Source organism: Enterobacter sp. 241F3, from assembly GCF_034106785.1.
Taxonomy (GTDB): Bacteria; Pseudomonadota; Gammaproteobacteria; order Enterobacterales; family Enterobacteriaceae; genus Enterobacter; species Enterobacter vonholyi.
In genome coordinates this window covers 150,196-172,346 of the sequence record NZ_JAWNDD010000005.1, presented here as the reverse complement: position 1 = coordinate 172,346, position 22,151 = coordinate 150,196, and the positions used below count along the sequence as shown (strand labels likewise).

Below are 22,151 nucleotides of genomic sequence, written 5' to 3'. Positions count from 1 at the left end.
AAAATACAACGTATGAAAAAACGTATCCCCACCCTCCTGGCCACAATGATTGGCTCAGCCCTGTACAGTCAACAGGGTCTGGCGGCCGATCTCGCCTCGCAGTGTATGCTTGGCGTCCCAAGCTATAATCGCCCACTGGTGAGTGGCGATACAAATAGCTTGCCGGTAACCATTACTGCCGACAGTTCAAAAGGGACTTACCCTGACAATGCCACGTTTACGGGCAATGTCGATATTAACCAGGGCAATAGCCGCCTGCAGGCAGATGAAGTGCAGCTGCACCAGAAACAACCGGAAGGTGCGGCCGAGCCGGTACGAACGGTGGATGCGCTGGGTAATGTGCACTATGACGACAATCAGGTCATCCTGAAAGGTCCGAAAGCCTGGTCAAACCTGAATACGAAAGATACCAACGTCTGGAAAGGTGATTACCAGATGGTGGGTCGCCAGGGGCGCGGTGACGCAGACCTGATGAAACAGCGCGGTGAAAACCGCTATACGATCCTGGAAAACGGTACGTTCACGTCATGTCTGCCGGGTTCAAATACCTGGAGCGTGGTCGGGAGCGAGGTTATCCATGACCGCGAAGAACAGGTCGCAGAGATCTGGAACGCCCGCTTCAAGCTGGGTCCGGTGCCCATATTCTATAGCCCTTATCTGCAGCTTCCCGTGGGTGACAAACGTCGCTCCGGTTTCCTGATCCCGAATGCCAAATACAGCACCACGAACTACTTTGAGTTCTACCTGCCGTATTACTGGAACATCGCGCCAAACATGGATGCGACGATCACGCCGCACTATATCCACAAGCGCGGCAACATCATGTGGGAGAATGAGTTCCGCTATCTGACCCAGGCTGGTGCGGGTCTGATGGAGCTGGATTATCTGCCGTCGGATAAAGTTTTCCAGGACGAGCATCCAACCGAAGGCGATAAGCACCGCTGGATGTATTTCTGGCAGCATTCCGGGGTGATGGACAAGGTCTGGCGTTTCAACGTCAACTACACCAAAGTCAGTGACCCGAACTACTTCAATGATTTCTCATCCAAATACGGTTCGAGTACCGATGGCTATGCCACACAGATTTTCAGCGTTGGCTACGCGGTTCAGAACTTCGATGCGACGGTAACCAACAAACAGTTCCAGGTATTCTCCAGCCAGACGGCAAGTACCTATGGCGCCGAGCCTCAGCTGGACGTTAACTGGTACCAGAATGACGTGGGTCCGTTCGACACTCGTATTTATGGCCAGGCCGTGCATTTTGTGAACACCAATTCCAATATGCCGGAAGCCACCCGTGTTCACCTGGAGCCCGTTATCAACTTGCCATGGTCGAATGACTGGGCAAGCCTGAATACGGAAGCCAAGCTGATGGCGACCCATTATCAGCAAAAAAATATTGATGATTACAATACCAGCAACAACGCCCATCTTGAGGAATCCGTAAACCGTACGCTTCCGCAGTTCAAAATGGACGGTAAGCTGATCTTCGAACGCAATATGGCACTTCTGGCGGATGGCTATACCCAGACGCTGGAGCCACGTATGCAGTACCTGTACGTGCCTTATCGCGACCAGAGCAACATCAATAACTATGACTCCTCTTTACTGCAATCTGACTATAGCGGCCTGTTCCGCGATCGTACCTACGGCGGCCTTGACCGCATCGCCTCAGCGAACCAGTTAACGACCGGGGTCACATCGCGCGTTTATGATGACGCTGCCGTTGAACGTTTTAACGTTTCTGTTGGTCAAATCTACTATTTCACCGAGTCTCGCACGGGCGATGACAATATTAAGTGGGAGAAAGATAACAAGACAGGTTCGCTGATTTGGGCTGGTGACACCTACTGGCGTATGACCGATCGTTGGGGTCTGCGCGGCGGCGTCCAATATGACACCCGTCTCGACAATATCGCCAACAGTACGGCGGCGATTGAGTATCGCCGGGATGAAGATCGTATGGTGCAGTTGACCTATCGTTATGCCAGCCCGGAATATATTCAGGCGACGCTACCGAACTATGGTACTGCCGAGCAGTATAAAGACGGTATTTCGCAGGTGGGTGGCGCAGCGAGTTGGCCAATCGCCGACCGCTGGTCAATCGTAGGCGCGTACTACTTCGACACTAACGCCAATAAAGCTGCTGACCAGATGGTGGGCCTGCAGTATAACTCCTGCTGTTACGCGCTGCGTCTCGGCTACGAACGTAAGCTTAACGGCTGGGAAAACAATCAGAGCAAATACGATAACGTGATTGGCTTTAACTTCGAGTTACGCGGCCTGAGTTCCAACTACGGCCTGGGTACTCAGAAAATGCTGCGCTCGAATATTCTGCCGTACAGTAGCGCCTTGTAATGTGCTTGATTTGCAACGTAATCCGCTTTGCGGTTAATTGAAATGGAAAAAGTATGAAGAACTGGAAAACGCTGCTGCTCGGTGTCGCTATGGTTGCGAATACCAGCTTCGCCGCCCCCCAGGTTGTTGATAAAGTCGCTGCTGTGGTTAACAACGGCGTCGTGCTTGAAAGTGACGTTGACGGTCTGATGAAATCGGTGAAGCTCAATTCGGGTGAAGCCGGTCAACAGCTTCCGGATGACGCCACGCTGCGCCACCAGATCCTGGAGCGTCTGATCATGGATCAGATCGTTCTGCAGATGGGGCAGAAAATGGGTGTGAAGATCACTGACGAGCAGCTCGATCAGGCGATCGCTAACATCGCGAAGCAGAACAATATGTCTTTAGACCAGATGCGCAGCCGTCTGGCCTATGACGGCATCAGCTACGCCACCTACCGTAATCAGATCCGTAAAGAGATGCTGATTTCGGAAGTGCGTAACAACGAAGTGCGTCGCCGCGTGACTATCCTGCCTCAGGAAGTGGACGCGCTGGCAAAACAGGTGGGTAACCAGAACGATGCGAGCACAGAGCTGAACCTGAGCCACATCCTGATCCCACTGCCAGAGAACCCAACTTCCGATCAGGCTGCGGAAGCTGAAAGCCAGGCGCGTTCTATTGTCGAACAGGCGCGTAACGGCGGAGACTTTGGCAAGCTGGCTATCACCTACTCCGCTGACCAACAGGCGCTGAAAGGCGGCCAGATGGGCTGGGGACGTATTCAGGAGCTGCCATCCATCTTTGCTCAGGCGCTGAGCACGGCGAAGAAAGGGGATATAGTGGGTCCAATCCGTTCAGGCGTGGGCTTCCACATTCTGAAGGTGAACGATCTGCGTGGCCAGAGCCAAAATATCTCCGTCACCGAAGTTCACGCTCGCCACATTCTTCTGAAACCGTCACCGATCATGACTGACGATCAGGCGCGTGCGAAGCTGGAACAGATTGCAGCAGACATTAAGAGCGGTAAAACCTCTTTTGAGAAGGCAGCAAAAGAGTTCTCTCAGGATCCAGGCTCTGCTAACCAGGGCGGCGATCTGGGCTGGGCGGCTGCGGATATTTACGATCCTGCCTTCCGCGATGCGTTGATGAAGCTGAACAAAGGCCAGATCAGCGCGCCGGTCCACTCTTCGTTTGGCTGGCATCTGATCGAGCTGATGGACACCCGTAACGTTGATAAAACGGATGCGGCACAGAAAGACAGAGCCTACCGTATGCTGTTTAACCGTAAGTTCTCTGAAGAAGCAGCCACCTGGATGCAGGAACAACGCGCCAGCGCATACGTGAAAATTCTGAGCAACTAATGAAACAGCATCGTGTTGTGATCACGCCCGGCGAACCCGCCGGGATTGGGCCTGACCTCGTTGTCCAGCTCGCCCAGCGCAGCTGGCCTGTAGAACTGGTTGTCTGCGCCGATGCAACACTGTTACAAGACCGGGCAACGCTGCTCGGTCTGCCTTTAACGCTTATCCCTTACGTTGAAGGCCAACAGCCTGCACCGCAGCAAGCCGGTACACTCACCCTTCTTTCTGTTCCGCTTCGTACACCGGTTATTCCGGGACAACTCAGCACGGAAAACGGCCACTATGTCGTGGAAACCCTGGCGCGCGCCTGCGACGGTTGCCTGAAGGGCGAATTTGCCGCCCTGATTACCGGTCCCGTCCATAAAGGCGTCATCAACGAAGCGGGTATACCGTTTACCGGGCATACGGAGTTCTTCGAAGAGCGCTCACGTAGCCCGAAAGTGGTGATGATGCTGGCGACGGAGGAAATGCGCGTTGCGCTGGTGACCACCCATCTGCCGATCAAAGCCATTCCGGATGCGATCACCCCTGAACTCCTGCGCGAGATCATCGGGATTTTGCACCACGATCTGCAGACAAAGTTTGGGATACCGCAGCCGCATGTGCTGGTCTGTGGCCTGAATCCGCACGCCGGCGAAGGCGGGCACATGGGCACCGAAGAGATCGACACCATTATTCCGGTGCTCAACGAAATGCGGGCGAAGGGGATGAACCTCAGCGGGCCGCTCCCTGCAGATACTCTTTTCCAGCCGAAATACCTGGATAATGCCGACGCAGTGCTCGCGATGTACCACGATCAGGGCCTGCCCGTGCTAAAATACCAGGGCTTTGGCCGCGGGGTGAATATCACCCTCGGTTTACCCTTTATTCGAACGTCCGTTGACCATGGTACTGCGCTGGATCTGGCAGGCCAAGGGAAAGCGGATGTCGGCAGTTTTATTACGGCGCTTAATCTCGCCATCAAAATGATTGTTAATACTCAATGACTAATCGAGTCCATCAGGGCCACTTAGCCCGTAAACGTTTCGGGCAAAACTTCCTTAACGATCAGTTCGTGATCGAAAGCATTGTCTCGGCTATTAATCCGCAAAAAGGTCAGGCGATGGTCGAAATCGGCCCGGGCCTTGCCGCGCTGACCGAGCCGGTAGGCGAACGCCTTGACGAGCTGACCGTCATCGAACTGGACCGCGATCTGGCCGCTCGCCTGCAAACGCACCCGTTCCTCGGGCCGAAGCTGACCATCTATCAGCAGGACGCCATGACCATGAACTTTGGCGAACTGTCGGAAAAAATGGGCCAGCCGCTGCGCGTCTTCGGCAACCTGCCGTACAACATCTCCACGCCACTCATGTTCCACCTCTTTAGCTATACTGATGCCATTGCCGACATGCACTTCATGTTGCAAAAAGAGGTTGTTAACCGTCTGGTTGCAGGCCCGAACAGTAAAGCGTATGGTCGTTTAAGCGTGATGGCACAATATTACTGCAACGTGATCCCGGTACTCGAAGTACCGCCGTCAGCGTTCACACCACCACCGAAAGTGGATTCAGCGGTTGTGCGCCTTGTACCGCACAAAACGAAACCGTATCCGGTTAAAGATCTGCGTGTACTGAGCCGCATTACCACTGAAGCCTTTAACCAGCGTCGTAAAACGATCCGTAACAGCCTCAGCAATTCCTTTACCGTTGAGGTGTTAGCCGAACTGGGAATCGACCCGGCAATGCGTGCGGAGAACATTTCCGTAGAGCAATACTGCAAGCTGGCTAATTACATCAGCGATAATGCGCCGCCGAAGGAGAGTTAAGCCATGATTGATTCGCCCCGCGTATGTGTCCATGTACAAAGCGTCTATGTTGAATCACAGTCATCACCGGACGAAGAACGTTTTGTCTTTGCTTACACCGTGACCATTCGCAATCTGGGGCGGACGCCCGTGCAGCTGCGCGGACGCTACTGGCTTATCACCAACGGCAATGGCCGCGAAATCGAAGTTCAGGGTGAAGGTGTGGTCGGTGAACAGCCCCACATCGCCCCTGGCGAAGAGTACCAGTACACCAGCGGCGCGGTGATTGAAACGCCGATGGGTACGATGCAGGGCCATTATGAAATGGTCGATGTCGATGGCAATGATTTCCGCGTTGCCATTCCCGTGTTCCGTCTCGCCGTAACCACACTTATTCATTAATCTAATGTCTACATATCTGATTGGCGACGTTCACGGTTGCTACGATGAACTGATCGCATTATTAAAACAGGTCGACTTTACGCCAGGACAGGACACGCTCTGGCTTACGGGCGATTTAGTCGCGCGTGGCCCCGGCTCCCTTGAAGTATTACGTTTCGTCAAATCGCTGGGCGACAGCGTCCGCATGGTGCTGGGCAATCACGATCTGCATCTGCTGGCGGTGTTCGCCGGGATCAGCCGCAACAAACCTAAAGATCGCCTCACTCCGCTGCTGGATGCGCCGGACGCGGACGATCTGATTAACTGGCTTCGCCGTCAGCCGCTGCTGCAGGTCGACGAGGAGAAAAAGCTGGTCATGGCGCATGCCGGGATCACCCCGCAATGGGATCTTGAGACGGCGAAAACCTGCGCGCGCGACGTTGAGGCGGTGCTGGCAAGCGACTCGTATCCTTTCTTCCTCGATGCCATGTACGGCGATATGCCGAACCACTGGAGCGAGGATCTCAGCGGTCTGGCCCGTCTACGCTTTATCACCAACGCCTTTACCCGCATGCGCTTCTGCTTCCCGAACGGACAGCTGGACATGTATTCCAAAGAGACGCCGGAAAGTGCGCCCGCTCCGCTGAAACCGTGGTTTGCCATTCCGGGGCCGGTGACAAGCGAGTACAGCGTGGTATTTGGTCACTGGGCGGCACTGGAAGGAAAAGGAACGCCGGGAGGGATTTACGGTCTGGATACCGGATGCTGCTGGGGCGGAGAGTTAACCTGTTTACGCTGGGAAGATAAAGCTTACTTTGTGCAGCCGTCCAACCGACAGCTGGACTTAGGAGAAGGCGAGGCAGTCGCCTCCTGATACGCTATTCCCTCTCCCGGCCGGGAGAGGGAAAATCACTTAACGACGTTCCAGAATCTCGAAGCAGTAGCTGTGGGAGTTCTGTGCATCCGCGTCGTGGAATTCACTGAATACCGATTCCCACTCGTCCGGATCGTAGTCCGGGAAATGAGTATCCCCTTCCACTTCTGCATCAATGTGGGTCAGATACAGCTTCTGCGCTTTTGGCAGGAACTGCTCGTACACGCGCCCACCGCCGATCACCATGATCTCTTCGGCATTGCCGCATGCAGCAATCGCCTCGTCGACTGATTTTACCCATTCGACGCGATCGTCAGTGCCCGGCTGGCTGCTGATAACAATATTCTTACGGCCCGGCAATGGACGACCAATCGACTCCCAGGTCAGGCGGCCCATCACTACCGGCTTGTTTAACGTAGTACGTTTAAACCATGCGAGATCGGCAGGCAGGTTCCACGGCATGGCATTTTCCATACCGATAACGCGGTCCACCGCCAGCGCTGCAATCAGACTGATCATTGAAAATTTCCCGGATGCAAAAAATTGCCGCCACTATACGGAAAGCTTAATCTTTCGTCGACTGGCGGCAGAGTAAAGATAAAGAAATTTTTTAATATTGCTGGCAACTCCACTTCACGCGGAAGGTTTACTCTCCGGTTCGTCAGACGGATCGCCGGTATGCTTGCCCTCTTCCGTGCCCTGCCAGCCGTGACGCTGGATCAGCGACAGGTGATTACGGTCCTCGTTAATGATTTCCGTCAGCATGGCGCTGGTGCGTTTAAACACCGCCGCGCGCTCGGTGGCCGTACTCCCGGCCATCGCCGCCATCTCTTCGACCATCTCGGTGTTAAAGCGGCGGAACAGGTCCGCCCGCTCGCGCGCTTCATACGCGCCGAGCCCCAGATTTTCCAGCGCCATACGGCCAGATTTCAGCGCGCCTTCGAAGGTTTCACGCTCAGGGGCTTCTACGCCCGCTTGCCTGAGACGGATATAATGATCCACATCGCGGGCACGGGAAATAATGGTCAGATCCGGGAAATGTTCTTTCGCCATTTCCACCATCTGCATGCTGGTCTCCGGATCGTCAATCGCGTTAATCAATACCTCCGCTTTGGCCGCACCGGCGGATTTCAATAGATCGACGCGGGTCGCATCGCCGTAAAATACCTTCATATCAAATTTACGCAGAGTATCGACATGGTCGGGGTCGTGATCGAGGATAACCATCTTCACCCCGCTGGACAGCAGCAGACGGCCAACGATCTGCCCGTAGCGGCCAAATCCGGCAATAATGACGCGCGGCTGTTCTTCGTCAATTTCATCGGCTTCGCGCTCCTGCTCGCTACCCGATTTTTCCAGACGCGTCAGCACCACCAGCAGAACGGGCGTTGCGGCCATCGAGAGCGCGACCGCCAGCGTCAGCGCTTTCGCCCACTCGGGATCGAGCACGTTTGCCATCTGCGCAGCGCCAAAAACCACAAACGCAAATTCGCTCCCCTGCCCCAGCAGAACCGCAAACCAGCTGCGCTGCTTATTTGGAACCTTCAGCGGACGCGCAATCAGCCACAGCATTACCATTTTAATGATCAGGAAGCCGACGAGCAGGATGACGATCCGCAGCGGGTGCGTCACCAGCGTGCCGAAGTCGACGGACATCCCCACGCCGATGAAAAACAGCCCCAGCAGCAACCCTTTGAACGGCTCGATATCGCTTTCCAGCGCGTGACGGTATTCCGAGCTCGCCAGCAGGACGCCTGCGAGGAACGCCCCCATCGCCATCGACAGCCCGGCTTCTTCCAGCAGCAGACCAAAGCCAAACACCAGGAACAGCGCCACGGCGCTGAACACTTCGCGCAGGCCTGAACGGGCAACAAACCGCAGCAGCGGGCGGGTCACGTAACGGCCAAGCAGCACCACCAGCGCCAGCGCGCCCGCCACCTTCAGTGCCGACAGCGCGAAAGCGCCCAGCGTGGTAGAGGAACCGCTGGCTGCCAGCAGCGGGATCATCGCCACCAGCGGAATAGCGGCAATATCCTGGAACAGCAGCACCGAGAACGCGCTACGTCCCATCTGGGATACCGTCAGATTTCGCTCGTTCATCGCCTGCATGGCAATAGCCGTTGAGGAGAGCGCCAGCGTCATGCCGATGAGCTCTGCCACTTTCCAGTCCATACCCAGCAGGATGCAGAACCCACCCAGCAGCAGGCCGCAGGCCACCATCTGCAGTGCCCCTCCGCCAAATACCGAGGCGCGAAGCTTCCACAACCTCTGGGGATCGAGCTCCAGGCCAATCACAAACAGCATCAGCACAACGCCGATTTCAGCAAAATGGAGAATCGCCTCGGCATCCGTGACCAGTCGAAAGCCCCACGGCCCAATGACGCAGCCCGCAATCAGATAGCCGAGAACAGAGCCCAGCCCCAGGCGTACCGCCACGGGCACAATCAGCGCCGCCGCGCCGAGGTAAATCAGCGCCTGTATCAGCGTATGGCTATCCATGGTGCGTCTCCTGCCACTCAAGTAAGCGTTGTTTATAATGGCGAGCCTGCGCCTGCAGCGTTTCATCGTCGCAAACAAACGTGCAGTGCATCGCAAAAGGCGGGAGCCAGTTCAGACCGCAATAGAGCGCTGTCGCCTGCAGCGGCTGCGCCAGGACGTCAAAACCCGGGAAGGAACCGATATCAAAATGGCTTTCCCCACCGCCGGTGGTGACCGCCCACATCAGGCTTTTCCCTTTTAGCGCATGGCCGTTGTGTCCATACGCCCAGCCGTGGGAGAAGACTTTATCAATCCACAGTTTCAGCAGCGGGGGCGTGCTGTACCACTGCATGGGGTGCTGCCAGATAATCAGATCGGCACGGGAGAGCGCCTCCTGTTCGGCGGCGATATCGATATTAAAATCGGGATAAAGTTGATAGAGGGAACGTATCTCTACGTTATCAAGCGTCCTTACCTGCTCAAGCATCCGCTTATTCGCATGCGAGTGCTGCGGATAAGGATGGGCATAAATTATCAGAATCATTGATTAGCCTGTTGTTACTGCTTTCTTTTAACAAAAGAGTGTAGTCAGTAATTCAACAGGCTAATAGTGAATATTATTGACGGGCTTACGTCAGAATTCTGAATTAGTTATCCAGCTCGCCCATGGATTTCACCTGGTCACGGTTAATCTGCTCGGTTTGGCCGGTTTCGGCGTTTTTGTACGACACCAGACCGGTATCGTCATCCACCTGCGGTTTGCCGTCGGTGACGATGGTTTTGCCATCGGTGGTTTTTACGGCCTGATTAGACGAACAGCCCGCAACGGTAAACATTGCCGTAGCAGCCAGAACGGAAGCGATCAGTAATTTATTTTGCATGGTGTTTTCCCCTGCTCTCAGTTGAATTTCGTTATCGACCTAACCATTTTAGGCTAACTGACTGAAACCGGATGAAAAACCAGAAGGTTCTGAAGATGGGGAGAATGCCCGGCAGCCGAACGGCACCGGGCATTTTTACTTACTTGCTAATCTGCGCGTGCATTTCCTGCACTGAAATCACCTTCTCGGTGGCATCCGCGTTCAGCGCCATAGCCGTTGCGAAACCGCCGTTCAGGGTGGTGTCGTAGTGCACCTTGTACTGCAGCGCGCTGCGGCGAATCAGCTTGGAGTCTTCAATCGCCTGGCGGCCTGCGGTAGTGTTGATGATGTAGGTGTATTCGCCATTCTTGATACGGTCCTGAATGTGCGGACGACCTTCATGCACCTTGTTCACCAGACGCGGATTGATGCCGGCTTCACCCAGCACAATCGCCGTACCGTGGGTTGCGTCCAGCTCGAAGCCCTGTTTCAGCAGCTTGGCGGCCAGGTCAACCACGCGCTCTTTGTCGCCTTCGCGAACGGAGAGCAGCGCACGGCCTGATTTTCTCATGGTAGAGCTACTGCCCAGCTGCGCCTTCGCGAACGCTTCGGCAAAGGTGCGGCCCACGCCCATCACTTCACCGGTAGAGCGCATTTCTGGCCCTAACAGCGGGTCAACGCCCGGGAATTTGTTGAACGGCAGCACCACTTCTTTCACCGAGTAGTACGGTGGAATGATCTCTTTGGTCACACCCTGCTGCGCCAGCGTCTGGCCCGCCATCACGCGCGCCGCCACTTTCGCCAGCGGTACGCCGGTGGCTTTGGAGACGAACGGTACGGTACGTGCCGCACGCGGGTTGACTTCAATCAGGTAGACTTCGTTGTCTTTCACCGCGAACTGGACGTTCATCAGGCCGCGAACCTGCAGCTCGAAGGCCAGCTTCTGCACCTGCTGGCGCATCACGTCCTGAATCTCCTGGCTCAGGGTGTACGCTGGCAGAGAACAGGCGGAGTCGCCGGAGTGCACGCCTGCCTGCTCGATATGCTCCATGATGCCGCCAATCAGCACCATTTCGCCGTCGCAGATGGCGTCAACGTCTACTTCCACCGCGTCGTCGAGGAAGCGGTCGAGCAGCACTGGCGCATCGTTGGAAACGCTCACTGCGGTCTGGAAGTAGCGACGCAGGTCGGCTTCGTCATAAACGATTTCCATCGCGCGGCCGCCCAGCACGTAGGAAGGACGCACCACCAGCGGGTAGCCAATCTCTTTCGCCTTCTCAACGGCCTGCTCGATAGCGGTCACGGTGGCGTTCGCCGGCTGTTTCAGCTTCAGACGGTCAACCGCCTGCTGGAAACGCTCGCGGTCTTCCGCGCGGTCAATCGCATCCGGGCTGGTACCGATAACCGGTACGCCCGCCGCTTCCAGCGCGCGCGCCAGCTTCAGCGGGGTCTGGCCACCGTACTGCACGATAACGCCTTTTGGCTTCTCGATGCGCACGATTTCCAGCACGTCTTCCAGGGTAACCGGCTCGAAGTAGAGGCGGTCAGAGGTGTCGTAGTCGGTAGAAACCGTTTCAGGGTTACAGTTGACCATGATGGTCTCGTAACCGTCTTCGCGCAGCGCCAGCGAGGCGTGTACGCAGCAGTAGTCGAACTCGATGCCCTGGCCGATACGGTTTGGACCGCCGCCCAGCACCATAATCTTGTCGCGGTCGACTGACGGGTTCGCTTCGCACTCGTCTTCATAGGTGGAGTACATGTACGCGGTGTCGGTCGAGAATTCAGCCGCACAGGTGTCCACGCGCTTGTAGACCGGGTGCAGGTTGTACTGGTCGCGCAGCTTGCGGATTTCTGCTTCACGCACGCCCGCCAGCTTAGCCAGACGCGCGTCGGCGAAGCCTTTACGCTTCAGCACGCGCAGGAAGTCAGCGTCCAGACCGGTGATGCCCAGCTCGGCAACCTGTTCTTCCAGACGGACCAGCTCTTCAATCTGCACCAGGAACCAGCGGTCGATGTTGGTCAGGTTGAACACGCCGTCCACGGACAGGCCCGCACGGAAGGCATCGGCGATGTACCAGATACGCTCTGCGCCCGCGTCTTTCAGCTCGCGGCGGATTTTAGTCAGCGCTTCCGGGTCATCCAGGCTCACTTTCGGGTCAAAGCCGGTCGCGCCCACTTCCAGGCCGCGCAGCGCTTTTTGCAGGGATTCCTGCTGGGTGCGGCCAATCGCCATCACTTCACCGACAGATTTCATCTGGGTGGTCAGACGGTCGTTCGCGCCCGCGAATTTCTCGAAGTTGAAGCGAGGAATTTTTGTCACAACGTAGTCGATGGACGGCTCGAAGGACGCAGGCGTGCGGCCACCGGTGATGTCGTTCATCAGCTCGTCGAGGGTGTAACCCACCGCCAGTTTCGCCGCCACTTTCGCAATCGGGAAGCCGGTCGCTTTAGAGGCCAGCGCGGAGGAACGGGACACGCGCGGGTTCATTTCGATAACAATCAGGCGGCCGGTTTTCGGGTTCACCGAGAACTGCACGTTAGAACCGCCGGTTTCCACGCCGATTTCACGCAGTACCGCCATCGAGGCGTTACGCATGATTTGATACTCTTTGTCGGTCAGCGTCTGGGCTGGCGCAACGGTGATGGAGTCGCCGGTGTGGATACCCATCGCATCGAAGTTTTCGATGGAGCAGACGATGATGCAGTTGTCGTTTTTATCACGCACCACTTCCATCTCGTACTCTTTCCAGCCAATCAGCGATTCATCAATCAGCAGCTCTTTGGTTGGGGAGAGATCAAGACCGCGCTCACAAATCTCTTCGAACTCTTCACGGTTGTAGGCGATACCGCCGCCGGTGCCGCCCATGGTGAACGATGGACGGATGATGCACGGATAACCCACTTCTGCGGCAACGGCCAGCGCTTCTTCCATATTGTGTGCGATACCGGAACGCGCGGTGTCGAGGCCGATTTTCTTCATTGCCACGTCGAAGCGGCGACGGTCTTCTGCTTTATCAATGGCGTCGGCGGTCGCACCGATCATGGTCACGCCGAACTCTTCCAGCACGCCCTGACGCTCCAGCTCCAGCGCACAGTTCAGCGCCGTCTGGCCGCCCATGGTTGGCAGCACCGCGTCCGGACGCTCTTTCTCGATGATTTTACGCACCACTTCCCAGTGAATCGGCTCGATGTAGGTTGCATCTGCCATTTCCGGGTCGGTCATGATGGTTGCCGGGTTGGAGTTCACCAGGATAACGCGGTAACCCTCTTCGCGCAGGGCTTTACACGCCTGCGCGCCGGAGTAGTCGAATTCGCAGGCCTGGCCGATCACGATCGGGCCAGCGCCAAGGATCAGGATGCTTTTTATGTCTGTACGTTTTGGCATTGTCTTCTCGGCTCCTGATTATTTAGCTGTCTTACGGTATTGCTCGATAAGTTCGATGAAGTGATCGAACAGCGGCGCGGCGTCGTGTGGACCCGGGCTGGCTTCAGGGTGGCCCTGGAAGCTGAATGCTGGCTTATCGGTACGGTGGATACCCTGCAGGGTGCCATCGAACAGCGACTTATGGGTCACGCGCAGGTTAGCCGGCATTGAGGCTTCATCGACGGCAAAGCCGTGGTTCTGCGCGGTGATCATCACCGTGTTGTTATCGATGTCTTTCACCGGGTGGTTACCACCGTGGTGGCCGAACTTCATCTTAACGGTGTTCGCACCGCTAGCCAGCGCCAGCAGCTGATGGCCGAGGCAGATGCCGAATACCGGGATGTCGGTTTCCAGGAAGGACTTGATGGCGGCGATGGCGTAATCACACGGCGCCGGGTCGCCAGGACCGTTGGACAGGAAAATACCGTCCGGATTCATCTTCAGCACGTCTTCGGCAGACGTTTGTGCAGGAACCACCGTCAGGCGGCAGCCGCGGTCAACCAGCATGCGCAGGATGTTGCGCTTGGCGCCGAAATCGTAGGCCACCACGTGGAACGGCAGCTCGCTCTCTTTTTTCGCTTCCGGCAGGTCGCCTTCCAGCGTCCAGCTACCCTGAGTCCAGCTGTAGGCTCCAGCAGTAGTCACTTCTTTCGCCAGGTCCATGCCGTTCAGGCCAGGGAAGGCTTTCGCTTTTTCCAGCGCCAGCGTCGCATCGAGGTTATCACCCGCGATGATGCAGCCGTTCTGTGCACCCTTCTCGCGCAGCAGACGCGTTAGCTTACGGGTATCGATATCGGCAATCGCCACTATGTTATGGCGCTTCAGGTAAGAAGAAAGATCTTCGGTATTGCGGAAGTTGCTGGCAATCAGCGGCAGGTCGCGGATGACCAGGCCTTGCGCATGTACCTGAGAGGATTCTTCGTCAGCCGCATTGGTGCCGACATTGCCGATATGAGGATAAGTAAGAGTAACGATTTGGCGAGAATAGGAAGGATCAGTGAGGATTTCTTGATAACCGGTCATTGAAGTATTGAAAACGACTTCCCCAACCGCCGAACCCGTTGCCCCTATGGCCCGACCGATAAACTGGGTTCCGTCTTCCAGAACCAATAGCGCTGACTTAATCAAAACACCCTCCAGAGAATATTCACTCACTTTATTTGCATATTAATTCATAACCGTGTCATGAATCAATGCAAATGTGTTGCCAGCGGATTTTTGGCAAACGGCGGCATTCTGGAGATTTGGTGGGTAAAAGTCAACTTAAAACGGATATTTTGTTTAGTGTTTTGCAGCCCTGGTGAGAGTAATGCGGCTTAAGCGACAAAAAGATCAGGTAAATCACCGCGGAAAACGCTTGCGCGCCTGGTTTAATAAAAAATGTCGTGTTGGAGCATGAAAAAGTGGACCGGATGGTCAAAATTTACATTTCAGTAACGTTAAAACGCTACAAGATAAAGAAATTTAGATGCTTAATTAAAAATAGCGCATGTAACAGATAAAATAAAAGGGCAATAAAATATTGCCCTATGCAATCAAACAATTACGACTGCAATAACCACATCACGATGGGTAATAATGCTTACAAATTGTTGAGATCGAGCACATCTCGCATATCAAAAAGACCGCTTTTCTTGCTTTTAAGCCACAAAGCGGAACGTACGGCGCCGTTGGCGAACGTCATTCGGCTTGAGGCTTTATGCGTAATTTCGACACGTTCGCCAATATCGGCGAACATCGCCGTGTGTTCGCCGACGATGTCACCCGCTCGCACGGTTGCGAAACCGATGGTGCCAGGTACGCGTTCGCCGGTGTAGCCTTCGCGGGTATAGACCGCGCAGTCTTTTAAATCTTTATCAAGTGCATGAGCAATCGCTTCGCCCATCGCCAGCGCCGTGCCAGATGGCGCATCAACCTTGTAACGGTGGTGAGCTTCTACAATCTCGATATCGGTATAATTGCCCATCACCTTCGCGGCCTTCTCCAGCAGCTTCAGCATGACGTTAACGCCCACGCTGAAGTTTGCCGCGAAGACAATCGCAATCTCTTTTGATGCATCCTGGATAGCCTGTTTGCCCGCATCGTCAAAACCGGTGGTGCCGATCACCATCCCCTTGCCGTGTTGACGACAAAACGCCAGATGCGTGAGCGTCCCTTCCGGGCGGGTAAAATCGATGAATACATCGAAGTCCTCTTTTACCGCTTCCAGACTGCTTTGCACGGTAACACCCGTGTGGCCAGCGCCCGCCAGCTCACCGGCATCGGTCCCCAGAAGCGAAGAACCTTCTCGCTCCAGTGCCGCGCCAAGCGCTACGCCATCCATCTGAAGTGCCGCCTGAATAAGCTGACGGCCCATACGTCCACCCGCGCCCGCAATGGCGACACGGATCTGTGCATCATGCATAGTTATTCTCTTACGTTAAAATGATGTAAACCGTTTTCAGATTAACCAGCCTTGAGAAGCACTGCCAACTGAAAACACCGATAATTAGAATTTAACGTGAAACCGACTTAAATATCAGTAAAAGACATGATTTTGTCGTCACGATAAAGTAACGGGTAAAAAAAAGGCCAGCACAGGAGGTGCTGGCCTTTCATCAGAAAAAGGACTATTCAACTTCGCGGGCGTCGATGCGCAGTTCTTTCGGGACTTCGAAAACGATGTTCTCTTCACGACCTTCCAGCGGCACCGCTTCGCCACCGCCCAGCTCCTGCAGACGGGAAATGACGTTCTGAACCAGAATATCTGGCGCAGACGCCCCGGCCGTCACGCCGACACAGGCCGCGTCTTTAACCCACGCTTCCTGAATATCCGACGCGTCATCAATCAGGAAAGCCATTTTCCCCATGCGTTGCGCCAGTTCGGCCAGACGGTTGGAGTTAGATGAGTTTTTGGAGCCGACCACGAGCACCACATCCGCCTGTTCAGCCAGCGCGCGCACCGCTTCCTGACGGTTAGTGGTTGCGTAGCAGATATCATCCTTACGCGGGCCGACGATTTTCGGGAAGCGCTGACGCAGGGCGTCAATCACGTCTGAGGTATCGTCTACGGAGAGCGTCGTCTGGGTCATAAACGACAGACGCGCTTCGTTTTTCACGTTCAGCGTAAGGACATCTTCAGGCGACTCAACCAGATACATTCCCCCTTCCGGGTTGCTGTACTGGCCCATGGTGCCTTCAACTTCCGGATGACCGGCATGGCCAATCAAAATCGACTCTTCACCACGACGGCTGGCGCGCGCCACTTCCATATGCACTTTTGTCACCAGCGGACAGGTGGCATCGAAGACGGTCAGGTCGCGGCTTTTCGCTTCGTTACGGACCGCCTGCGAGACGCCGTGCGCGGAGAAGATCAGGATCGCACCGTCCGGCACTTCGCTGATCTGCTCAATGAAGATGGCGCCGCGCTCGCGCAGGCTGTCGACCACGTAGCGGTTGTGCACCACTTCGTGACGCACATAAATCGGCGCGCCGTAAATCTCCAGCGCGTTTTCAACAATGCTGATAGCGCGGTCTACACCGGCGCAGAAGCCGCGCGGGTTAGCCAACAGGATCTGCATTTCAGGCCTCCAGTGCAGGATCGATTTCCAGCACTTCAACATCAAAATGAACGGTACGCCCGGCAAGCGGATGGTTGAAGTCAACGGTAATGGAGTCGCCGTTGATTTCGCGGATCACGCCAGGCATTTCGCTGCCGTCCATAGCGGTAAAGAGCATAATCGCGCCGATTTCCGGTTCACCCGCATCCATAAACTCGCGGCGCGAGAAATACTGGATCAGGTCCGGACTCGGCACGCCAAACGCGGCATCCGGCTCCAGCGAAAAGGCTTTTTTCTCTCCCTCTTTCAGGCCCAGAAGCTGCTGCTCAAGACCTTCAGACAGGGAGGTATCGCCAAGACGAAACAGGGCCGGTTTGCCGTTATTGCGGGTGGATTCGGCCGTAGAGCCGTCATCCAGCTTCAGCGTGAAGTGAACGAGAACCGCGCTGTTGCTCTGTACGGATTTAGACATGCAAATTGCTCGCTTGTTTTGCCCGGTGGCATTACACCACCGGGCGAGTGTGTTACGCCTGCTCTTTCGCAGCCGGTTTAGGCAAGAAGCCTTCCAGCACGATTAACGCCGCACCGATACAAATTGCCGTATCGGCCAGGTTAAAGGTCGCGAAATGCCAGTCGCCGACGTAGAAGTCAATCATATCGACCACAAAGCCGTGCCACAGGCGGTCAAACAGGTTGCCCAGCGCGCCGCCAATGATCAGCGCGTAGGCGATGTTATTCAGCTTTTGCGTGGCCTTCGAGCGGTACATCAGCACCGCCAGGATCACGCAGATACCGAGAGCGATACCTGCAAAGAACCAGCGCTGCCAGCCACCGCTGTCGGCAAGGAAACTAAACGCTGCGCCGTAGTTACGCGCGTAGTGCAGGTTAAGCGACGGGAACAGCGGGACCGTCTCCCCCAGAGAAAAATTCTGGAGGATCAGGAATTTGCTGCCCAGATCGATAATCAGCACCACCACAACCAGCCACAGCCAGCGCAGTCCTGTTGAACAGAGAGTTTTACTCATCAGGCAAACTTACGTTTTTCGCCGTCACCGGCGACGTTGCTTACACAGCGTCCGCAGATGTCTGCGTGTTCCGCCACCTGACCGACATCGGTAGTGTAATGCCAGCAACGCGGGCATTTCTCACCGTCGGCTTTGCTCAGCGCGACTTTCAGTCCTTTGAGCAATTCGCTCTGCTGAGCATCAGCAGAAGCCTCGGCATAATCCGCAACTTTCGCACCGGAGGTCAACAGGACAAATCGTAATTCATCGCCCAGCGCGATCAGCTTCGCCGCCAGCTCCGGTTCAGCGTACAGCGTGACTGCCGCTTCCAGAGAGCCGCCGACTTTCTTGTCTGCACGCGCCTGCTCGATAACCTTGTTCACTTCGCCACGCACCTTCAGCAGCTCGTCCCAGAAGGCATCGTTCATCGCTTCGGTGCTGGAGAGATCGAACAGACCTTCGTACCACTCACCCGTGAAGACATACTTCTCACGGTCGCCAGGCAGATAGCCCCAGATTTCATCCGCGGTGAAGGACATGATCGGCGCCATCCAGCGTACCAGCGCTTCTGCGATGTGGAACAGCGCGGTCTGGCAGCTACGACGCGCCACGCTGTCCGCTTTCGCGGTGTACTGGCGGTCTTTGATGATGTCGAGGTAGAACGAGCCCATCTCGATGGAGCAGAAGCGCATCAGGCGCTGCACCACTTCGTGGAAGTCGTAAGACTCATAGGCTTTCAGGATATCGTCCTGCGCCGCTTTCGCGCAGCCTACCGCCCAGCGGTCCAGCACCACCATCTCTTCCGGTTTCACCATGTCTTTTGCCGGATCGAACCCGTTCAGGTTCGCCAGCAGGAAGCGCGCGGTGTTACGGATACGACGATAGCTGTCGGCAGCACGCTTCAGGATCTCGTCAGACACCGCCATTTCGCCGGTGTAGTCGGTCGACGCCACCCACAGACGCAGGATGTCTGCGCCCAGTTTGTTCATCACATCCTGCGGAGAAACGGTGTTACCGATAGATTTGGACATCTTACGGCCCTGTCCATCCACGGTGAAGCCGTGAGTCAGTACCTGACGGTAAGGTGCTTTACCCTTCATGGCGGTGGAGATCATCAGAGATGACATGAACCAGCCGCGGTGTTGGTCCGACCCTTCCAGATACATATCGGCAGCGTGACCGGCGAATTCCGGACGCACGTCAACCACGGAGGAGTGGGTAGACCCGGAGTCGAACCACACGTCCAGGGTATCCGGCACTTTCTCGTAGTTATCTGCATCAGCGCCCAGGATGTCGCGGGCGTCGAGATCCCACCACGCCTGAATGCCGTCAACTTCGACGCGCTTCGCCACTTCTTCCATCAGTTCCAGGGTGTTCGGGTGCAGTTCCTGCGTCTCTTTGTGCACGAACAGAGACATCGGTACACCCCAGGTACGCTGACGGGAGATACACCAGTCAGGACGGTTAGCTACCATGGATTCGATACGCGCCTGGCCCCAGTCAGGGATCCACTGCACGCCTTTGATCTCTTTCAGAGACTGCTCACGCAGGCCTTTCTGATCCATACTGACGAACCACTGCGGGGTCGCACGGAAGATGATCGGGGTCTTGTGACGCCAGCAGCACGGATAGCTGTGCTGCATTTTTTCTACGTGCAGCAGCGCGCCGCTGGTACGCAGCATGTCGACGATAATGTCGTTCGCTTTGAAGACGTTGATACCATCCAGCGCCGGGTAGGTGCCAGGCAGATAAGAACCGTCCGGGCCGACCGGGTTAGCGATTTCCAGACCGTACTTCAGGCTGATGTTGTAGTCGTCAGGACCGTGGCCACCGGCGGTATGCACCGCACCGGTACCCGCTTCCAGCGTCACGTGATCGCCCAGGATCGCCGGAACGTCGAAGTCCAGGAACGGGTGCTTGAAGCGCATCAGCTCCAGGGCGTCACCTTTCACGGTGCCCAGCACGGTGTAGTCACTGATATGCGCGCGCTTCAGCACGCTCTCAACCAGATCTTTCGCCAGGATAACCGCCTGACCGTCAATCTGCACCAGTGCGTATTCGAACTCACCGGACAGGGAGATCGCACGGTTGGCAGGCAGAGTCCACGGAGTGGTGGTCCAGATCACCAGAGAGATCGGGCCGTTTACCGAGGAGACGCCAAATTTAGCCTTCACCGCATCCTGATCGACGGCATGGAACGCCACGTCGATAGATGGGGAAGTTTTGTCGTAATATTCCACTTCCGCTTCTGCCAGCGCAGAGCGGCAGTCCACGCACCAGTGCACCGGCTTAGCGCCTTTGTGCAGGTGACCGTTACCGATGATTTTGCCCAGCGCACGGATGATGTTGGCTTCAGTTTTGAAATCCATGGTCAGGTACGGGTGCGACCAGTCGCCCAGCACGCCCAGACGGATGAAGTCAGCGCGCTGACCGTCGACCTGCGTGGCTGCATATTCGCGACACTTCGCACGGAACTCGGCGGCGGTGAACTTCTCACCCGGCTTGCCAAACTCTTGCTCCACTTTCAGCTCGATTGGCAGACCGTGGCAGTCCCAGCCTGGAACGTAAGGCGAGTCATAGCCCGTGAGCCCTTTGGACTTCACGATAATGTCTTTCAGAATCTTGTTAACCGAGTGACCAATATGAATGCTGCCATTCGCATATGGAGGGCCATCATGCAGAATGAAGGTTTTTTTGCCTTTTTTGGCTGCACGAATGATGCCGTACAGGTCATCATCGGTCCAACGCGCCAGCATTCCCGGTTCGCGCTTGGCGAGATCGCCGCGCATCGGGAACCCTGTTTCCGGCAAATTCAGGGTTGATTTATAGTCACTCATCAGATTCTCGGTTCCGTATTTATCACGTAGGCAGTTAAGCCGGGTTCAAAGCCCAAAAAACTCGCGGGCCGTCAATTCATCTCGCGCAATTTGCGCTTTTAGTTCATCCAGCGAACCAAATCGCTGCTCGTTGCGTATTTTTTTACGCAGTATCACATCTATATGGCGACCATACAGGTCCATTACAACGTCCAGCAGGTGCACTTCTAGCTGTTGACGCACACCCGCGACGGTCGGACGCGTGCCAATGTTGGCGACGCCGTAGAACGGCTTATCGCCCAGTCCTGCCACTTCCACCGCATAAACCCCTTTAACCGGGGAAACCTGACGACGCAGCGGTATATTCGCCGTCGGGAAGCCTATCGTGCGGCCCAGCGCATCGCCATGGACCACGCGGCCAGAGATAGTAAACGGATGCCCCAGCAGGGTTTCAGCCGTATCCAGTTCATCATCGGCCAGTGCCCGGCGAACCGCCGTGCTGCTGACGCGCACGCCGCCTTCGCAGAAGGTCATCGCGCTGGTGACGTCAAAACCGTACTCCAGACCAGCCTTCTGTAATAGCAAGAAATCGCCCTGACGACCAGCGCCAAAGCGGAAATCATCGCCCACGGCGAGAAACTGCACGCCAAGGCGCTTAACCAGCAGGTCGCTGACGAAATTTTGTGCTGTCAGCGCGGCAAAGCGGCGATCGAAACGTACACACAATACATAGTCCACGCCGGACTCCGCCAGATAGCGCAACTTCTCGCGCAGGCGAGTGAGGCGGGCGGGAGATTTATCGCCCGCGAACAGCTCCAGCGGCTGCGGCTCGAAAATCATCACTACAACAGGCAGGCCGCGGGCCTCCCCTTCTTTACGCAATCCCTGCAACAGCGCCTGATGACCACGATGCACGCCGTCGAAATTACCAATAGTCAGCACGCACCCGTGCGGTGCGCTGCTGAGATTATGTATGCCGCGTATCAGCTTCATGTCTGGCTCAAAACAGTGAAAATCGCCAAAGTATACCTTGTACAGCGGTTAAGGTTAACCGGCGATTGTTCGCGCAAAACAGAAAGCCGTAATGATTTCATCAGGCTGACCTTTCGCAGCGAAAAAATCTGCTCGTGAACTGCGATTTTTATGCCGAAAGGCTGTATTCAGGGAAGACAAGCTGGTAGAATCCTGCGCCATCACTACGTAACGTAGCGTCGCTAATTAACGGCGCTTATTTGCACAAATCCATTGACAAAAGAAGGCAAAGAGGGCATATTCCTCGGCCTTTGAATTGTCC

The 22,151-nt window shown here is 55.8% G+C and carries 18 protein-coding genes and 1 pseudogene; 6 read left to right on the top strand and 13 right to left on the bottom strand.

All coding sequences use genetic code 11. From position 1 onward, the window contains the following. Positions 1–12 precede the first annotated feature (12 nt). The 6 genes from lptD to apaH are packed head-to-tail and all read left to right on the top strand — an operon-like array spanning position 13 to position 6,736. A complete protein-coding gene (lptD, locus tag UR504_RS15130) occupies positions 13–2,358 on the top strand; it encodes an LPS assembly protein LptD (RefSeq protein ID WP_271368860.1) in 2,346 nt (781 codons plus the stop codon). Positions 2,359–2,411: 53 nt separating this feature from the next. Continuing rightward, a complete protein-coding gene (gene surA, locus UR504_RS15125; protein ID WP_115876459.1) occupies positions 2,412–3,698 on the top strand; it encodes a peptidylprolyl isomerase SurA in 1,287 nt (428 codons plus the stop codon). After that, positions 3,698–4,684 carry a 4-hydroxythreonine-4-phosphate dehydrogenase PdxA gene (gene pdxA, locus UR504_RS15120; protein ID WP_032660737.1) on the top strand — a complete coding sequence of 329 codons (987 nt, stop codon included), beginning with the start codon at positions 3,698–3,700 and terminating at the stop codon, positions 4,682–4,684. The genes surA and pdxA overlap by 1 nt, the downstream gene beginning before the upstream one ends. Beyond that, positions 4,681–5,502 carry a 16S rRNA (adenine(1518)-N(6)/adenine(1519)-N(6))-dimethyltransferase RsmA gene (gene rsmA, locus UR504_RS15115; RefSeq protein WP_023310362.1) on the top strand — a complete coding sequence of 274 codons (822 nt, stop codon included), beginning with the start codon at positions 4,681–4,683 and terminating at the stop codon, positions 5,500–5,502. Before pdxA ends, rsmA begins: the two co-directional genes overlap by 4 nt. Before the next feature lie 3 nt (positions 5,503–5,505). After that, positions 5,506–5,883 carry a Co2+/Mg2+ efflux protein ApaG gene (gene apaG, locus UR504_RS15110; protein WP_008502021.1) on the top strand — a complete coding sequence of 126 codons (378 nt, stop codon included), beginning with the start codon at positions 5,506–5,508 and terminating at the stop codon, positions 5,881–5,883. A gap of 4 nt (positions 5,884–5,887) precedes the next feature. Further along, positions 5,888–6,736 carry a bis(5'-nucleosyl)-tetraphosphatase (symmetrical) ApaH gene (gene apaH / locus UR504_RS15105; RefSeq protein ID WP_320739860.1) on the top strand — a complete coding sequence of 283 codons (849 nt, stop codon included), beginning with the start codon at positions 5,888–5,890 and terminating at the stop codon, positions 6,734–6,736. Positions 6,737–6,775: 39 nt separating this feature from the next. Here the strand turns inward: apaH and folA are convergent, their stop codons facing one another. The 13 genes and pseudogenes from folA to UR504_RS15040 form a co-directional block, all read right to left on the bottom strand. Continuing rightward, entirely contained in the window at positions 6,776–7,255 is a 480-nt protein-coding gene (gene folA / locus UR504_RS15100) for a type 3 dihydrofolate reductase (RefSeq protein ID WP_008502023.1), read from the bottom strand. 114 nt (positions 7,256–7,369) lie between these two features. After that, positions 7,370–9,235 (bottom strand): glutathione-regulated potassium-efflux system protein KefC, encoded by a 1,866-nt coding sequence (gene kefC, locus UR504_RS15095; RefSeq protein WP_302235738.1) that lies wholly within the window; start codon positions 9,233–9,235, stop codon positions 7,370–7,372. Further along, positions 9,228–9,758 carry a glutathione-regulated potassium-efflux system oxidoreductase KefF gene (kefF, locus tag UR504_RS15090; protein WP_047173708.1) on the bottom strand — a complete coding sequence of 177 codons (531 nt, stop codon included), beginning with the start codon at positions 9,756–9,758 and terminating at the stop codon, positions 9,228–9,230. The genes kefC and kefF overlap by 8 nt, the downstream gene beginning before the upstream one ends. Positions 9,759–9,861: 103 nt before the next feature. Then, the gene (locus UR504_RS15085; protein ID WP_003856439.1) at positions 9,862–10,095 is read right to left on the bottom strand and encodes a YgdI/YgdR family lipoprotein; all 234 of its coding nucleotides are present in this window, start codon (positions 10,093–10,095) and stop codon (positions 9,862–9,864) included. Positions 10,096–10,234: 139 nt separating this feature from the next. Next, positions 10,235–13,459, bottom strand: coding sequence for a carbamoyl-phosphate synthase large subunit (gene carB, locus UR504_RS15080; RefSeq protein WP_111964067.1), 3,225 nt, complete (start codon positions 13,457–13,459; stop codon positions 10,235–10,237). An 18-nt stretch (positions 13,460–13,477) separates the two neighbouring features. Continuing rightward, positions 13,478–14,626 (bottom strand): glutamine-hydrolyzing carbamoyl-phosphate synthase small subunit, encoded by a 1,149-nt coding sequence (gene carA, locus UR504_RS15075; protein WP_302235736.1) that lies wholly within the window; start codon positions 14,624–14,626, stop codon positions 13,478–13,480. A 454-nt stretch (positions 14,627–15,080) separates the two neighbouring features. Further along, entirely contained in the window at positions 15,081–15,902 is an 822-nt protein-coding gene (gene dapB, locus UR504_RS15070) for a 4-hydroxy-tetrahydrodipicolinate reductase (protein ID WP_127729578.1), read from the bottom strand. A gap of 205 nt (positions 15,903–16,107) precedes the next feature. Then, a complete protein-coding gene (gene ispH, locus UR504_RS15065) occupies positions 16,108–17,058 on the bottom strand; it encodes a 4-hydroxy-3-methylbut-2-enyl diphosphate reductase (protein WP_115876464.1) in 951 nt (316 codons plus the stop codon). A gap of 1 nt (position 17,059) precedes the next feature. After that, positions 17,060–17,509: an FKBP-type peptidyl-prolyl cis-trans isomerase gene (fkpB, locus tag UR504_RS15060; protein ID WP_003856450.1), complete on the bottom strand. Its 450-nt coding sequence runs from the start codon at positions 17,507–17,509 to the stop codon at positions 17,060–17,062. 52 nt (positions 17,510–17,561) lie between these two features. Further along, positions 17,562–18,062 carry a signal peptidase II gene (gene lspA, locus UR504_RS15055; protein WP_127729576.1) on the bottom strand — a complete coding sequence of 167 codons (501 nt, stop codon included), beginning with the start codon at positions 18,060–18,062 and terminating at the stop codon, positions 17,562–17,564. Then, positions 18,062–20,878, bottom strand: coding sequence for an isoleucine--tRNA ligase (gene ileS / locus UR504_RS15050; protein ID WP_115876466.1), 2,817 nt, complete (start codon positions 20,876–20,878; stop codon positions 18,062–18,064). Before ileS ends, lspA begins: the two co-directional genes overlap by 1 nt. A gap of 45 nt (positions 20,879–20,923) precedes the next feature. Further along, the gene (gene ribF / locus UR504_RS15045; protein ID WP_032644021.1) at positions 20,924–21,850 is read right to left on the bottom strand and encodes a bifunctional riboflavin kinase/FAD synthetase; all 927 of its coding nucleotides are present in this window, start codon (positions 21,848–21,850) and stop codon (positions 20,924–20,926) included. Positions 21,851–21,857: 7 nt separating this feature from the next. Next, a pseudogene (locus UR504_RS15040) lies at positions 21,858–22,076 on the bottom strand (DUF2575 domain-containing protein). Between the last annotated feature and the right edge of the window lie 75 nt (positions 22,077–22,151).

Coding starts and splice junctions, on each gene's coding strand:
- lptD (WP_271368860.1), top strand. CDS start 13: ATGAAAAAACGTATCCCCACCCTCCTGGCCACAATGATTGGCTCAGCC.
- surA (WP_115876459.1), top strand. CDS start 2,412: ATGAAGAACTGGAAAACGCTGCTGCTCGGTGTCGCTATGGTTGCGAAT.
- pdxA (WP_032660737.1), top strand. CDS start 3,698: ATGAAACAGCATCGTGTTGTGATCACGCCCGGCGAACCCGCCGGGATT.
- rsmA (WP_023310362.1), top strand. CDS start 4,681: ATGACTAATCGAGTCCATCAGGGCCACTTAGCCCGTAAACGTTTCGGG.
- apaG (WP_008502021.1), top strand. CDS start 5,506: ATGATTGATTCGCCCCGCGTATGTGTCCATGTACAAAGCGTCTATGTT.
- apaH (WP_320739860.1), top strand. CDS start 5,888: ATGTCTACATATCTGATTGGCGACGTTCACGGTTGCTACGATGAACTG.
- folA (WP_008502023.1), bottom strand. CDS start 7,255: ATGATCAGTCTGATTGCAGCGCTGGCGGTGGACCGCGTTATCGGTATG.
- kefC (WP_302235738.1), bottom strand. CDS start 9,235: ATGGATAGCCATACGCTGATACAGGCGCTGATTTACCTCGGCGCGGCG.
- kefF (WP_047173708.1), bottom strand. CDS start 9,758: ATGATTCTGATAATTTATGCCCATCCTTATCCGCAGCACTCGCATGCG.
- UR504_RS15085 (WP_003856439.1), bottom strand. CDS start 10,095: ATGCAAAATAAATTACTGATCGCTTCCGTTCTGGCTGCTACGGCAATG.
- carB (WP_111964067.1), bottom strand. CDS start 13,459: ATGCCAAAACGTACAGACATAAAAAGCATCCTGATCCTTGGCGCTGGC.
- dapB (WP_127729578.1), bottom strand. CDS start 15,902: ATGCATGATGCACAGATCCGTGTCGCCATTGCGGGCGCGGGTGGACGT.
- ispH (WP_115876464.1), bottom strand. CDS start 17,058: ATGCAGATCCTGTTGGCTAACCCGCGCGGCTTCTGCGCCGGTGTAGAC.
- fkpB (WP_003856450.1), bottom strand. CDS start 17,509: ATGTCTAAATCCGTACAGAGCAACAGCGCGGTTCTCGTTCACTTCACG.
- lspA (WP_127729576.1), bottom strand. CDS start 18,062: ATGAGTAAAACTCTCTGTTCAACAGGACTGCGCTGGCTGTGGCTGGTT.
- ileS (WP_115876466.1), bottom strand. CDS start 20,878: ATGAGTGACTATAAATCAACCCTGAATTTGCCGGAAACAGGGTTCCCG.
- ribF (WP_032644021.1), bottom strand. CDS start 21,850: ATGAAGCTGATACGCGGCATACATAATCTCAGCAGCGCACCGCACGGG.